The sequence below is a fragment of the Bradyrhizobium sp. 45 genome (assembly GCF_023073155.1).
GTDB lineage: Bacteria > Pseudomonadota > Alphaproteobacteria > Rhizobiales > Xanthobacteraceae > Bradyrhizobium > Bradyrhizobium canariense_D.
Window position 1 is genome coordinate 157271 of sequence record NZ_JADPIX010000049.1, and the last position, 14650, is coordinate 171920.

Below are 14650 nucleotides of genomic sequence, written 5' to 3' on the forward strand. Positions count from 1 at the left end.
CACGGTTATGGGCACGATGGCGGCGACAGCTTGTTTCAACAAGCGGCTGTCGGGGTAATGGGTCCTGGCTTTCGCCAGGACGACATAGAGATCCTCACTTCGTCAGCGGGCAGCCGCTCTCCTTGGCAGTGAAGAACGCCTTCTCGCCGGGAACGACCGCGAGCTGCTTGTAATAGTCCCAGGGCTTCTTCGATTCCGCGGGCTTCTTGACCTCGAACAGATACATGTCGTGGACCATGCGGCCGTTCTCGAGCACCTTGCCGCCTTGCGCGAAGTCGTCGTCGACCGGCAGCTCCTTCAGCTTCTTGGCGACCGCATCCGGATCCTTGGACCCGGCGGCCTTGACCGCCTTGAGATAGCTCAGCGTCGCCGAATAGGTGCCGGCCTGGATCATGTTCGGCATCCGGCCGGTGCGCTTGAGAAAGCGTTCGCCGAGATGGCGCGTGCGGTCGTTGATGTCCCAGTAATAGCCCTCGGTCAGCACCAGGCCTTGCGCGGCCTGCAAGCCGAGGCCGTTCACTTCGGCGAGCGTCATCAAGAGGCCCGCGAGCTTCTGGCCACCGGAGACGATGCCGAACTCGGACGCCTGCTTGATCGAATTGGTGGTGTCGAGGCCGGCATTGGCAAGGCCGACGATCTTCGCCTTCGAGCTCTGCGCCTGGAGCAGGAAGGAGGAGAAGTCCGAGGAGTTGAGCGGCACGCGCACCGAACCGAGCACCTTGCCGCCATTGGCGGTGACGATCTCGCTGGTGTCCTTCTCCAGCGCGTAGCCGAAGGCGTAGTCCGCGGTGAGGAAGAACCAGCTGTCGCCGCCGGCCTTGGTCAGCGAGCCGCCGGTGCCGACACCGAGCGCGCGGGTGTCATAAGCCCAGTGGAAGCCATAGGGCTGGCAGGCATCGCCGGTGAGGCGCGAGGTCGCAGCGCCGACGACGATGTCGATCTTCTTCTTTTCCTTGGAAAGCTCGTGGATCGCGAGCGCGACCGATGAGGTCGTCAGCTCCGTGATCATGTCGACGTTCTCGACATCGTACCAGCGGCGCGCGATCGAGGTCGCGAGATCCGGCTTGTTCTGGTGGTCGGCGGTGACGAGCTCCACCTTCTGGCCCAGCACCTCGCCGCCGAAATCCTCGATCGCCATCCGGGCGGCCTCGACCGACCATTTGCCGCCGTAATCGGCGTAGACGCCGGACTGGTCGTTGAGGATGCCGATCTTGACGCCTTGCGCAGAGGCCGGCGCGGCCAGCAGCAAAGCCGAAATTGCGACAGCGGCCAAAAGTGCTGATTTCATCTGTTAGCTCCCAGCAGTTTTCTGTTTTGAAATCGCGCGGATACTAGTGAAGAACCCCGGCGGTGCCCATCCATTGCATGTTGGTCGTTAGTATGAAGGGCGTGCCAAGCAAACGGCGTCGTCCCGGCCTAGTACGCAATTGCGCACGGGGGCCGGGACCCATACCGCGGAATCCCTCGGTTGCGGTCGGTAGGAGTACCGAACGACGAATCTTCACTAAACCACGTTCGAGGGTTATGGGTCCCGGCCTTCGCCGGGACGACAGCGTGAATATTGAAGGGTCGGTGGCGCGCCATTTGATACTTATCAGCCCACCGCCTTCGGCTTCCCCTCGTTCTTCCCCTCGGCCAGGTTCCGCACCACCACATAGAAGATCGGCGTGAACAGAAGCCCAAACAGGGTGACACCGATCATGCCGAAGAACACGGCGACGCCGACGGCTTGCCGCATCTCCGAGCCCGAGCCGGACGAGATCACCAGCGGCAAGACGCCGAGGATGAAGGCGAAGGACGTCATCAGGATCGGCCGCAGGCGCAGGCGGCAGGCGTCGATCACGGCCTCCAGCCGCGGCTTGCCTTCTTTCTCGATGTCGCGCGCGAACTCGACGATCAGGATCGCGTTCTTTGCCGCCAGCCCCACCAGCACGACGAAACCGATCTGGGTGAGGATGTTGACGTCCTGCCCCATGATGCGCACGCCGATGGTGGCCGCCAACAGGCACATCGGCACGATCAGGATCACCGCGAACGGCAGGGTCCAGCTGCCGTATTGCGCGGCAAGCACCAGATAGACGAACAGCACGCAGATCGGGAATACGTAGAGACCCGCATTGCCGCCCGTGATCTGCTGGTAGGACAGATCGGTCCACTCGAAGCTGAAGCCACTCGGGAGGGTGTCGTCGGCGAGCTTCTTGATCGCGTTGAGCGCGGTGGTCGAGCTGGTGCCCGGCGCCGGCTCGCCCTGCAGCTCGGAGGCCGCGTAGAGATTGTAGCGCGCGACGCGGTCAGGGCCGGAAACGTCCTTGAACTCGACCACGCTGCCGAGCATCACCATGTCGCCGGAGGCGTTGCGCGTGCGCAACCGCGAGAGATCGCTCGGCTCTTTCCGGAACGGGAAGTCGGCCTGCGCGGTGACGTGGTAGGTGCGGCCGAACAGGTTGAAGTCGTTGACATAAGTCGATCCGAAATAGGTCTGGATCGTGTCGTTGATGCCGGCGATGGGAACGCCGAGCTTCTGCGCCTTGGTGCGGTCGATGTCGACGAAGAGCTGCGGCGTATTGGCCGAGAACGGCGAGAACACGGAGGGAGCGAGCAGCGAGGGCGATTTGCGCGCCGCGGCGACAAGCTCGTCAGTAGCCGCGGCGAGCATCTCCGGCCCACGGCCCTGGCGGTCCTGGATGCGGATGGTGAAGCCGCCACCGGTGCCGATGCCGGGCACGGCCGGCGGCGGAATCACGATGATGAAGGCACCCTGAATCGCGGCCAAGCGTTTGCGCAGCTCGACCGTGATGGCGTTCGCAGACAATCCTTTCTTGATCCGCGCCTCGGGCTCGTCGAACACTGGGAAGAGCGCCGCCGCGTTGCCGGCCTGCGTCCGCGTCGCGCCGGAGAAGCCGGCGAAAGCGGCCACGCGGATGATACCCGGCGTATCCAGCGCGATCCGCTCGATCTCGCGCACGACCTCGGTGGTGCGCGCCAGCGAAGCGGCGCCCGGCAATTGCACGGAGATGATGACGTAGCCGCGGTCCTGCGCCGGAATAAAGCCTTGCGACGTGGTGGCGATCAGCCAGCCGGCGCTGCCGATCAGCACGACGTAGATCAGGATCATCACCGCCGAATGCCGGATCACGAAATTGGCGAGGCCGGCGTAGCCATGCGCGAGACGGTCGAACACGCGGTTAAACACGCCAGTGAAAGCGTTCCAGCCGCGTGCAACAAGATTCCAGCGCGCGGGCGGCCGTTTCTCCTCGTGGGGGACGAGGAGAAGCGAGGCCAGCGCCGGCGATAGCGTCAACGAGCAGAAGCAGGAGATTGCGGTCGCGACCGCAATGGTGACGGCGAATTGCTGGAAGAACTGACCCGAAATTCCGCCCAGAAATGCGGTCGGGACGAACACCGCGCACAGCACCAGCGCGATCGACACCAATGCGCCGCCGACCTCCTCCATGGTCTTCAGCGCGGCATCGCGCCGGCTCATGCCATGCTCGAGATGCCGCTCGACATTCTCGACCACCACGATGGCGTCGTCGACCACGATACCGACGGCGAGAACGAGCCCGAACAGCGTGAGATTGTTGATCGAGAAGCCGAGCGCCGCCATCACCGCGAAGGTGCCGACCAGCGAAACCGGAATCGCGATGATCGGAATGATCGCGGGACGCCATCCCTGCAGGAACACCAGCACGACGACGACCACGAGCAACATGGCCTCGTAGATGGTCTTGATCAGCTCGTGGACGGACTGCGCGATGAACTCGGTCGGGTTGTAGCCGATATTGAAGTCGAGGCCTTTCGGAAAGGTCTCCTTCAGCTTCGTCATGGTGTCCGAAATGTTCTTCGCGGTCGCGAGCGCGTTCGATCCCGGCCGCTGCGTCACCAGCATGGCGACCGCCGATTTGCGCAGCAGGAAGCTGTTGGTGGAGTAGGCGAGAGCACCAAGCTCGATACGGGCGACGTCGCGCAGGCGCACCGTGCGGCCGTCGGAGCCGGCCTTGATCAGGATGTCCTCGAACTGCTTCTGGTCTTTCAATCGCCCGGTGAAGGTGAGGTTCGGCTGGAAGGCGCGGTCGGCGATCGGCGGTTCGGCGATCTGGCCGCCCGCGATCTGCACGTTCTGCGCGCGGATCGCGGCGAGCACCTCGGTTGCGGTCAGGCCGAGATTGGCGATCCGGTCAGGATCGAGCCATAGCCGCATCGAATAATCGCGCGCGCCGAAGATCTGGATGTCGCCGACGCCGTCGATCCGCAGCAGCTGATCGCGGACCTGGAGCAGCGCATAGTTGGAGATGTAGAGCTGGTCGAACGTGTCGTCGGGCGACAGCATGAACACGACCATCAGGATGTCGGGCGAGTTCTTGCGCGTGGTGACGCCGTTGCGCTGAACCTCTTCAGGCAAACGCGGCTGCGCGATCGCAACGCGGTTCTGCACCAGCACCTGGGCTTTGTCGAGATCGGTGCCGAGCTTGAAAGTGACGGTGATGGTGAGCTGGCCGTTCGAGGTCGCCTGGCTGTAGAGATACAGCATGTCCTCGACGCCGTTGATCTCCTGCTCGATGGGTGCGGCAACCGTGTCGGACACGGTCTGCGCGGAGGCGCCGGGATATTGCGTGGTGACGACGACGGTCGGCGGCACCACTTGCGGATATTCGGAGACCGGCAGCGTGGTATAGGCCAGCGCGCCGACGATCAGCAGCACGATCGACAGCACCATCGCCAGGATGGGCTGGTTGATGGAGAGACGGCCAAGATTCATGATTTGCCACCGGCGGGCGCTGGTGCCGTCTGCGGTGCGACCTTGGCACCGACGCGGGCGCGCTGGATGCCGTTGACGATGACGCGGTCGTCCGCCTTCAATCCCTCGCGGATCACGCGCAGGCCCTCGTCGAGCGGTCCGAGCGTCACGGGACGCGCCTCGACGGTGTCGTCCGGCTTGACCACGAACACGATCTTGCGGGACTGGTCAGTTGCGACCGCAACGTCGGGGATCAGCAGCGCTTCATAGGGCGCGCTGCCGATCAGTCTGATACGCCCGAACTGACCGGGCAGGATCGAAAGATCGGTGTTCTTGACCACGGCGCGGCTGCGCAGCGTGCCGGTGGAGACATCGAGGCGGTTGTCGAGGAAATTGATGCTGCCTTCACGGGATGGTTTCGTCTCGCCGGCGAGCGTCACCTGCACCGGGTTCGCCGTATCGCGCGAACTCGGGCGGCGGCCTTCGAACCACAGCTTGCTGTATTTGATGAAGGTCGCCTCATCCATGTCGAAATAGATATAGATCGGGTCGAGCGTCACGATCGAGGTGAGCAGCGTCGACGTTCCGGTATCGCTGCCCTGCACGAGATTGCCAGGGCTGACAAGGTGGCGGCTGACGCGGCCGGTCAGCGGCGCCGTCACATGCGTGAATTCGATATTGAGCTTGGCGACTTTGAGCGCACCCTCGGCCTGTGTTTCGGCAGCGTGCGCAGCCTGCAAGGCCTGACGGCGCTGATCGACCACCTGCTCGGAGACGGCGCTGGTCTGCACCAGGCTCAAACCGCGATCGAGCTCCCGCTTTGCAAGCTCCACCTTGGCACGGGCATCGGAAAGCTGCCCCTCGGCCTGCGTGGCCACCGCCTCGAACGGACGTGGGTCGATGACGTAGAGCAGATCGCCCTGACGCACGATGGCGCCATCCTGGAATTCGACAGAGTTGACGAACCCGCCGACGCGCGGGCGGACCTGCACCTCCTCCATCGCCTCGAAGCGGCCGGTGAACTCGTCCCAATCGGTGACGGTGCGCTTGACCGGTTGGGCGACGGTTACCGGCGCCGGCGGGGGAGCGCTCGCTTGCGAGGCCGGCTGGCCGCAACCGGTGAGCACGAACGCCGCGGCGAGAAGGCCGACGATGGCGTAAGGCCGAGGCGAAACGAAATCGTGCGTTTTGACAAATTGCTCGCTTCCGTCCGGTCCAGTCATCCCAGGTCCTCGCATCAAAGCCGCGGAAAAAGCAGGGTACGCCTGTACCCGCGGGCGCCACAAGATGGGTGGCAATGATGAACTCTTCAAGACCAAAGCGCAGGCAATGCTCGGAGGAATGCCCTGGCCGGATGACGGGTTGACAGGGCTTGTTGGCCTCTCCCCGTAAGCCGGGAGAGCAAGCGGAGAGTGCGTTAGCGTCTTCGCACATGACGGGCGGAGCCGGCTCGGCTAGATTGCTCCTCATAAAACAAGACGAATTGTCCGGGGAGGACAGGCGTGCACCAGGGACGTGTCGTTTACGGCGCGATCGAGGAAGTCGTGTTCGGCCACCCCGCGGCCGAGGCCGTGGTCGCCCAGATGGACCGGCTGGGGACGCGCCGCGCCTTCCTGATGGTCTCGGGCACGCTCAACCGGCAGACCGACGAAATCGCCAAGATCAAACAAGCCCTGGGCACAAATTGCGCGGGCGTCTTCGATGCCATGCCGGCGCACACCCCGCGCGAGGCGGTGATCGCCGCCACCAATGCGGCGCGCGAAGCGGGCGCCGACCTGATCGTCACCGTGGGCGGCGGCTCGATCACCGACGGCGCCAAGGCGGTGCAGCTCTGCCTCGCCAACGGCATCGACGATGTCGACGGCATCGAGCGTATCCGCGTGCACAAGGGCGTCGCGCCCGAGATGACGGCGCCGACCGTGCGTCAGATCAGCGTGCCGACCACGATCGCCGGCGGCGAGTTCAGCTCGATCGCAGGCGTCACCGACCGCACCGCCCATGTGAAACAGATGCTACGGCATCCGCTCAGCGTTCCGCGCGCGACCATCCTCGATCCCGCCATCACCGTGCACACGCCGGAATGGCTATTCCTCTCGACCGGCATCCGCGCCATCGATCATTGCGTCGAGGCGATCTGCTCGCGCGAGACGCACCCCTATGCCGACGCGCAATCGGTGAAGGGCCTCGCCATGCTCGCCGACGCGCTGCCACGGGTGAAGGCTGACCCTGCTGACCTCGACGCGCGAATGGATGCGCAGATCGGCACCTGGCTGTCGATGGGCGCGCTCGCCGCTGGCGTGCCGATGGGCGCGAGCCACGGCATCGGTTACGTGCTGGGCGCAGCCTTCGACGTACCGCATGGCTACACCTCCTGCGTCATGCTGCCGGCCGTGATGCGCTGGAATGCGCGCGACAATGCCGAGCGCCAGATGATCGTCGCGGCCGCAATGGGCTTTCCCGGCCACGCGGCAGCCGATGTGCTCGATGCCTTCATCCGCTCGCTCGGCATGCCGCGCAGCCTCGCCGATGTGCGCGTCTCGCCGGAGCATTTCGACGCCATCGCGGACGCTGCGATGCGCACGAACTGGATCCCGCGCAACCCGCGCAAGATCGACAGCCCCGCTCAAGTGCGCGAAATCCTGCTTCTTGCCGCATGATCCAAAGCCGGAGGACTGATGTACCCAGGTCAGCATGCCCGCCTGCGCCCACTCCAGCCCGCCTTCATCATGGCGACGACCGGCGAGGCCGTCACCTATCGCGAGCTCGATGCGCGCAGCAATCGGCTGGCGCACCTGTTCCGCAAGTATGGCCTGAAGCGGCTCGACCACTACTCGATCTTCATGGAGAACAATTCCCGCTACCTCGAAGCCTGCGGCGCGGGCGAGCGCTCCGGCCTCTACTACACCTGCATCAACTCGTTCCTGACGCCGGGCGAGTTCGCCTATCTCCTGGTCAACAGCCAGTCGAAAATCCTGATCACGTCGGTTGCGAAGCTCGATATCGCCCGCGAGGCGATCAAGGTCTGCCCCGACATCAAGCTGTGCATCGTCGCCGACGGCCCGGGCGAGAGCGAGCGCATCGTCGGCCTCACTGAGGTAACCGCCGACCTGCCGAAGACGCCGATCCCGGATGAATGGCTCGGCACCGCCATGCTGTATTCATCGGGCACGACGGGACGGCCAAAAGGGATTCTGCGGCCGCTTCCGGAGGAGCCGCCGAAACACAATCTGCCGTTGTTCGATTTCCTGACAAAGCTTTGGCACTACCGCGAGGGCATGATCTACCTGTCGCCGGCGCCGCTCTATCATTCGGCGCCGCAGGCCGCCGTGAACCTCACGATCCGCATGGGCGGCACCGCGATCATCATGGAGAATTTCGATCCCGAGCGTTACCTCCAGCTCGTCGAGCGGTGGGGTATCACTCACACCCAGTTGGTGCCGACGATGTTCTCGCGCATGCTCAAGCTGCCGGAGGAGGTGCGCACGCGCTACGACCTGTCGTCGCTCGAGATCGCGATCCATGCCGCCGCGCCCTGCCCCGCCCTGGTCAAGGACGACATGATCAAATGGTGGGGACCGATCATCCACGAGTACTACGGCGCGACCGAAGGCCTTGGCTTCACCGCCTGCGACAGCGCGGAATGGCTCGCCCATCGCGGCACCGTCGGCAAGGTCCTGCTCGGCGATCTCCACATTCTCGACGAAAACATGAAGCCATGCCCGACCGGCACGCCGGGTCAGGTCTGGTTCAAGACGGCCTCGCCATTCGAATATTTCAACGACCCGGAGAAGACCAGGGAAGCGCGCTCGGCCGACGGCAGCATGAGCACGGTCGGCGACGTCGGCTATGTCGACGAGGATCGTTTCCTTTATCTAACGGACCGCGCGACCTTCATGATCATCTCCGGCGGCGTGAACATTTATCCGCAGGAGTGCGAGAATCTGTTGATCACCCATCCGAAGGTTGCGGACGCCGCGGTGTTCGGCGTGCCCAATTCCGATCTCGGCGAAGAGGTGAAGGCGGTGGTGCAGCCGATGCCCGGGGCCGTGCCGGGCGAGGCGCTCGCCGAGGAGCTGATCGCGTTCTGCGGGGCGTCGCTGTCGCGGCAAAAGGTGCCGCGCTCGGTCGATTTCGAGAAGGAGTTGCCGCGGCTGCCGACGGGGAAGCTGTACAAGCGGCTGCTGCGGGACCGGTATTGGGGGAACAAGGCGTCAAGGATTGTGTGAAGGGCCGCTGTCGCCGGAGAAACTTCCCTCTCATCGTGAGAGACACCCCTGCGGCCTTCCGTCGTCCGAATTGCCGAGAGAGTAGCGGACCTTGACGGTTGCCTCACCGCGCACGCGCCGCTATCGTCGGGACAAACAGGCCGCAAAAGGCCGATGTCCAGGGAGGACGAGGATGCGGAGCGTACGGGCGCTCGCCGCGACGGCGGCGCTATCTTTGCTTGCGTTTTCGAGCGTTGCACTCGCCAGCGAGCCCAAGCAGGGCGGCATTTTGCGGATGTACCACCGCGACAGTCCCGGCAATGCCTCGATCCACGAAGGCGCGACCTACTCGCTCAACGTTCCCTTCATGCCGGTGTTCAACAACCTCGTCATCTACAAGCAGGACGTGGCGCAGAACAGCATGGACACCATCGTGCCCGAGCTCGCCGAGAGCTGGGCCTGGGTCAACGACAACAAGACGCTGACCTTCAAGCTACGCCAGGGCGTGAAGTGGCACGACGGCAAGCCGTTCACCTCGGCGGACGTCAAATGCACCTTCGACATGCTGATGGGCAAGTCGCAGCAGAAGTTCCGGCAGAACCCGCGCAAGAGCTGGTACGAACAGGTCAACGACGTCTCCACCAACGGCGATCTCGAGGTCTCCTTCAATCTGAAGCGGCCACAGCCTTCGCTGCTGGCGCTGCTCGCCTCGGGCTACACGCCGGTCTATCCCTGCCACGTCTCGCCCGGCGACATGCGCACGCACCCGATCGGCACCGGGCCGTTCAAGTTCGTCGAGTTCAAGGCCAATGAATCGATCAAGCTGACCCGCAATCCCGACTATTGGCGCAAGGGCCGGCCCTATCTCGACGGCATCGAGTTCACCATCATCCCGAACCGCTCCACCGCGATCCTCGCGTTCGTCGCCGGCAAGTTCGACATGACCTTCCCGACCGAGGTGAGCATCCCGCTGCTCAAGGACGTCAAATCGCAGGCGCCGAACGCGGTCTGCGTGGTCGAGCCCAACAATGTCGCCACCAACATCATCGTCAATTCGTCCGCGCCGCCGTTCGACAATATCGACATCCGTCGCGCCATGGCGCTGTCGCTCGACCGAAAGGCCTTCATCTCGATCTTGTTCGAGGGCCAGGGTGACATCGGCGGCACCCTGCTGCCGCCGCCGAATGGGCTGTGGGGGATGCCGAAGGAGATGCTCGAGACCATTCCGGGCTACGGCCCCGACATCAACGCCAACCGTGAGGAAGCGAAAAAGCTGATGCAGAAGGCCGGCTATGGGCCGGATAAGCATCTCGCCGTCAAGGTCTCGACCCGCAACATTCCGGTCTACCGCGATCCTGCGGTGATTCTGATCGATCAGCTCAAGAGTATCTATATCGACGGCGAGCTCGACGTGGTCGAGACCGCAAACTGGTTCCCGAAGATCGCGCGGAAGGATTACATGCTCGGGCTCAATTTGACCGGCAATGCCGTCGACGACCCCGACCAGTCCTTCTACGAGAACTATTCCTGCGGCTCCGAGCGCAACTACACCAATTACTGCAACAAGGAGATCGAAAAGCTGTTCGACGTGCAGTCCCAGGAGACCGACATTAACAAGCGCAAGAAGCTGGTGTGGGACATCGACAAGAAGCTGCAGGAGGACGTCGCCCGCCCGATCATCTTCCACGCACGTACCGGCAGCTGCTGGCAACCTTACGTCAAGGGCGTGACGGTGATGTCGAACAGCTCCTACAATGGCTATCGCTACGAGGACGTCTGGATGGACAAGTAGCGCGGGCGGCTGACGGGTTCGACGGGAGGCGATGCATGTTTGCCTATCTGGTGCGGCGCCTGTTGCTGATGCTCCTGACCCTGTTCGGGATCTCGATCGTCATCTTCTTCCTGCTGCGCATCGTCCCCGGGAATATCGTCGACATCCTGTTCGCCGCCGCGGGCTATGTGGACCCCGCCGACAAGGCCAATCTGGAGAAGGAGCTCGGCATCGACCAGCCGCTGGTGGTGCAATATTGGCACTGGATCAGCGGCTTCCTGCGCGGCGATTTTGGCTACTCCTACGTCTCCGAGAAGCCGGCGCTCCAGGAGATCCTGCCACGGATCCCGATCACCGCACGGCTCGCGGGCCTGGCGCTGTTGTTCTCGACCTCGATCGGCATCCCCCTTGGCGTGATCAGCGCGGTGAAGCAGGGAACGAGGCTCGACTACGCATTGCGTGTGGTGAGCCTCAGCGGATTGTCGCTGCCTTCGTTCTGGCTTGGCCTGCTCATCCTCACCGCCTCGGTGGCGATGTTCAACCAGATGCCGATCTTCAACCCGAATCCAGCGACTTGGCTGGAAGCGTTTGCGACCTATGCCGTGCCCGCCGCAGCCGTCGGCTTCCGCAGCGCGGCACTGACCATGCGCATCACGCGATCCTCGATGCTGGAGGTGCTGCGGCAGGACTATATCCGCACCGCGCGTGCCAAGGGCGCATCGGACGCCGCTGTGAACTATCAGCATGCGCTGAAGAATGCGATTCTGCCCGTCATCACCGTGATTGGCATCGAAGCGGCGTTCCTGATCGGCGGCCTCATCGTGACGGAGACGGTGTTCAACATCCCCGGCGTCGCGCGCTTCCTGGTCGAGGCGATTCGCTGGCGCGATTATCCGATCGTGCAGAACCTGGTGATGCTGATTGCCATCGTCGTGGTGAGCGCGAATTTCATCGTGGACATGCTGTACGCGGTGTTCGACCCGCGTATCCGGTACACGGATTAGGAGAACCTGTTGGCTGCGATCGACTATGACGTTGAACTGAGGCGCGCCGGGGCGCACGCGACCGTCGGCTGGCGGCGCGTGCTGTTTTTGGCGCAGCGGCATGTGCTGGGCGCGGCCGGGCTCGTCATCATGACCCTGTTCGTGTTCACCGCGATCTTCGCCGACTTCATCGCGCGTTACGATCCGCTGACGATCGATGCCGCTCGGGCACTGGCGCGTCCAAGCCTGGCACACTGGATGGGCACGGATTCCTTCGGCCGCGATGTCTTCAGCCGCATCATTCATGGCGCGCGGATCTCGCTCGCGGTCGGCATCGGCTCGACGGCGCTCGGCGGCAGCATCGGCGTGATCGTCGGCCTCACCTCCGGCTATCTCTCCGGCTGGGTCGATCTCGTGTTCCAGCGCGTCTCCGATGTCCTCCAGGCGCTGCCGCTGCTGGTGCTGGCCCTGATCATGACCGCGGCGCTTGGGCCGTCCTTGCCGAACGTCATCATTGCGATCGCCATTCCGCTGATCCCGACCGTCTCGCGCGTCATCCGCGCCAACACGCTGGCGCTGCGCGAGCTGCCATTCATCGAGGCCGCCAAGTCGATCGGCATGAGCGAGGTACGCATTGCGCTCCGTCACGTGCTGCCGAATACGCTGGCGCCGCTGATCGTGCTTGCGACGGCCCAGCTCGGCTCGACTATCCTCACGGAAGCCTCGCTCTCCTTCCTCGGCCTCGGCATTCCCGAGCCGTACCCGTCGTGGGGGCGCATGCTCTCTGAATCCGCCGCCGAATATGTCCGCACGGCGCCATGGCTGGTGATCTTCCCGGGCATCGCCATCAGCCTCGCGGTGTTCGGCGCCAATCTGTTCGGTGACGCCTTGCGCGACATCCTCGATCCCCGGCAGCGCGGCTGATGGCTGAGAACTCCGATCTCGTGATCGAGGTGAAGAACCTGAAGACGGTGTTCTTCACCAACTCCGGTCTGTTCAAGGCCGTCGATGATGTTTCCTTCACGGTGAAGCGCGGCGAGACGCTGGCGATCGTCGGCGAATCCGGCTGCGGCAAGAGCGTCACTGCACTATCGCTGATGCGGCTGGTGCCGGATCCACCCGGCCGCATCGTCGGCGGCTCCGTCACGCTCGAAGGCACCGACCTTCTGACGCTGGACGAAGCAGAGATGCGTGCCGTCAGGGGCAACCGCATCTCGATGATCTTCCAGGAGCCGATGACCTCGCTCAATCCGGTGATGCGGATCGGCGACCAGATCGTCGAGACCGTGCGGCTGCACCGGAACATGTCGAGCAAAGAGGCCCGGGGCATCGCAATCGAGATGCTGCGCCTGGTGCGCATCCCCGAGCCGGCTCGGCGCGCGCGGGAATATCCGCATCAGCTGTCCGGCGGCATGCGCCAGCGCGCCATGATCGCGATGGCGCTGGCGTGCCGGCCGGTGCTGCTGATCGCGGACGAGCCCACGACCGCGCTCGACGTCACCATCCAGGCGCAGATTCTGGCGCTGATCCTAGACCTTCAGAAAGAGCTCGGCACCGGGCTCGTGCTGATCACGCATGATCTCGGCGTCGTCGCGCAGACCGCGCAACGCGTCATCGTGATGTATGCGGGACGCAAGGTCGAGGAAGCGAGCGTCGAGGCGCTGTTCGCCGCGCCAAAGCACCCCTACACGCGCGGATTGATGGCATCGATCCCGGCGGTGCCGGCGCCCGGCGTTGCCGCGCCGGCACGGTTGAACGAAATTCCCGGCACCGTGCCGTCGCTGGTGGGGCTGCCCAAAGGTTGCGCGTTCGCGCCACGCTGCAAGCTCGCGATCAAGCGCTGCGAGGCCGAATATCCGCCGCTCATCGATTGGGGCGGCGGCCATCTCGCGGCCTGCTGGCGCGCAGCCGAAGTGGCGGAGGTGGCATGACCGACGCACTGCTCGAAGTCACCGAACTCAAGAAGCACTATCCGGTGCGCGCCGGCGTGTTGCGCCGACAAATCGGCACAGTGCATGCGGTCGACGGCGTCTCGTTTTCGGTTGGGGTCGGGGAGACGCTGGGCCTTGTCGGCGAATCCGGCTGCGGCAAGTCGACGGTGGCGCGCAGCGTGCTGCGGCTGGTCGAGCCGACCTCGGGCCAGATTCGCCTCGAAGGCGAGGACATCACGCATCTCTCCAAGTCCGCGCTGCGGCCACACCGTCGTTCGATGCAGATCGTATTCCAGGATCCTTTCGCCTCGCTCAACCCGCGCATGACTGCCGGAGACATCGTGGGCGAGCCGCTGTTCGTGCACGGGCTCGCGACCGGCAAAGCGCTGGAGGCACGTACCGCACAGCTGTTCGAGCAGGTTGGCTTGCGGCCCGACCAGATGCGCAACTTCCCGCATCAATTCTCCGGCGGCCAGCGCCAGCGCATCTGCATCGCCCGCGCGCTGGCGCTCGGGCCCCGCCTGATCGTCTGCGACGAGCCGGTCTCCGCGCTCGATGTCTCGATCCAGGCGCAGGTGATCAATCTCCTGATCGATCTGCAACGGCAGCACGGCTTCTCCTACCTCTTCATCGCGCATGACCTCGCCGTGGTCGCCCATATCAGTCACCGCGTCGCCGTGATGTATCTCGGCCGCATCGTCGAGATCGCGGACAAGGACGAGCTGTTCCGCAATCCGCGCCATCCCTACACGCAGGCCCTGCTCGCCTCGGTACCGGTCGCCAACCCGCTCGCCAAAAAGCTCGTGCCGCTGGTCGACGGCGACGTGCCAAGCCCGGTCAATCCGCCGCCGGGCTGTGCGTTTCACACCCGCTGCCGGTATGCGATGGAGCGATGCAGGACGGAACGACCGGCGTTGGTGGACGCGGGGGACGGGCACCAGGTGGCGTGCTTGCTCAATGGCGGAACGGGGCGGAGCCAGTAGCTCCGCTGTCGTCCCGGCCTTCGCCGGGGCGACGAGTTG

General features: G+C 64.3%; 10 protein-coding genes. 7 read left to right on the plus strand and 3 right to left on the minus strand.

The features are described 5' to 3' along the window. Positions 1–94: 94 nt before the first annotated feature. From IVB42_RS07260 to IVB42_RS07270, 3 genes are all read right to left on the minus strand, one after another. Positions 95–1288: an ABC transporter substrate-binding protein gene (locus tag IVB42_RS07260; protein ID WP_026233063.1), complete on the minus strand. Its 1194-nt coding sequence runs from the start codon at positions 1286–1288 to the stop codon at positions 95–97. A gap of 306 nt (positions 1289–1594) precedes the next feature. Beyond that, positions 1595–4759 (minus strand): multidrug efflux RND transporter permease subunit, encoded by a 3165-nt coding sequence (locus tag IVB42_RS07265; protein ID WP_018455972.1) that lies wholly within the window; start codon positions 4757–4759, stop codon positions 1595–1597. Continuing rightward, positions 4756–5961: an efflux RND transporter periplasmic adaptor subunit gene (locus tag IVB42_RS07270; RefSeq protein ID WP_018455971.1), complete on the minus strand. Its 1206-nt coding sequence runs from the start codon at positions 5959–5961 to the stop codon at positions 4756–4758. Before IVB42_RS07270 ends, IVB42_RS07265 begins: the two co-directional genes overlap by 4 nt. A gap of 279 nt (positions 5962–6240) precedes the next feature. Here IVB42_RS07270 and IVB42_RS07275 point away from each other — a divergent pair, with 279 nt between their 5' ends. The 7 genes from IVB42_RS07275 (at position 6241) to IVB42_RS07305 (ending at position 14611) form a co-directional block, all read left to right on the plus strand. Next, positions 6241–7395 carry an iron-containing alcohol dehydrogenase gene (locus tag IVB42_RS07275; RefSeq protein WP_018455970.1) on the plus strand — a complete coding sequence of 385 codons (1155 nt, stop codon included), beginning with the start codon at positions 6241–6243 and terminating at the stop codon, positions 7393–7395. A gap of 18 nt (positions 7396–7413) precedes the next feature. Then, on the plus strand, positions 7414–8964 hold the full coding sequence (locus IVB42_RS07280) for an AMP-binding protein (RefSeq protein ID WP_247295941.1): 1551 nt from the start codon (positions 7414–7416) through the stop codon (positions 8962–8964). A 172-nt stretch (positions 8965–9136) separates the two neighbouring features. Further along, entirely contained in the window at positions 9137–10735 is a 1599-nt protein-coding gene (locus IVB42_RS07285) for an ABC transporter substrate-binding protein (protein WP_085361917.1), read from the plus strand. A 35-nt stretch (positions 10736–10770) separates the two neighbouring features. Then, complete coding sequence (locus tag IVB42_RS07290; RefSeq protein WP_018455967.1) at positions 10771–11718, plus strand: ABC transporter permease; 948 nt, start codon at positions 10771–10773, stop codon at positions 11716–11718. 9 nt (positions 11719–11727) lie between these two features. Then, positions 11728–12621, plus strand: a complete 894-nt coding sequence (locus tag IVB42_RS07295; protein WP_018455966.1) for an ABC transporter permease — start codon at positions 11728–11730, stop codon at positions 12619–12621. Beyond that, positions 12621–13628, plus strand: coding sequence for an ABC transporter ATP-binding protein (locus IVB42_RS07300; protein WP_018455965.1), 1008 nt, complete (start codon positions 12621–12623; stop codon positions 13626–13628). The genes IVB42_RS07295 and IVB42_RS07300 overlap by 1 nt, the downstream gene beginning before the upstream one ends. Then, positions 13625–14611, plus strand: coding sequence for a dipeptide ABC transporter ATP-binding protein (locus IVB42_RS07305; protein ID WP_018455964.1), 987 nt, complete (start codon positions 13625–13627; stop codon positions 14609–14611). The genes IVB42_RS07300 and IVB42_RS07305 overlap by 4 nt, the downstream gene beginning before the upstream one ends. The last annotated feature ends 39 nt before the right edge of the window (positions 14612–14650 follow it).

Excerpts from the sequence above, each read along its gene's own strand:
- IVB42_RS07305 (WP_018455964.1), top strand. The coding sequence starts at position 13,625 with ATGACCGACGCACTGCTCGAAGTCACCGAACTCAAGAAGCACTATCCG.
- IVB42_RS07280 (WP_247295941.1), top strand. The coding sequence starts at position 7,414 with ATGTACCCAGGTCAGCATGCCCGCCTGCGCCCACTCCAGCCCGCCTTC.
- IVB42_RS07300 (WP_018455965.1), top strand. The coding sequence starts at position 12,621 with ATGGCTGAGAACTCCGATCTCGTGATCGAGGTGAAGAACCTGAAGACG.
- IVB42_RS07285 (WP_085361917.1), top strand. The coding sequence starts at position 9,137 with ATGCGGAGCGTACGGGCGCTCGCCGCGACGGCGGCGCTATCTTTGCTT.
- IVB42_RS07270 (WP_018455971.1), bottom strand. The coding sequence starts at position 5,961 with ATGACTGGACCGGACGGAAGCGAGCAATTTGTCAAAACGCACGATTTC.
- IVB42_RS07265 (WP_018455972.1), bottom strand. The coding sequence starts at position 4,759 with ATGAATCTTGGCCGTCTCTCCATCAACCAGCCCATCCTGGCGATGGTG.
- IVB42_RS07290 (WP_018455967.1), top strand. The coding sequence starts at position 10,771 with ATGTTTGCCTATCTGGTGCGGCGCCTGTTGCTGATGCTCCTGACCCTG.
- IVB42_RS07260 (WP_026233063.1), bottom strand. The coding sequence starts at position 1,288 with ATGAAATCAGCACTTTTGGCCGCTGTCGCAATTTCGGCTTTGCTGCTG.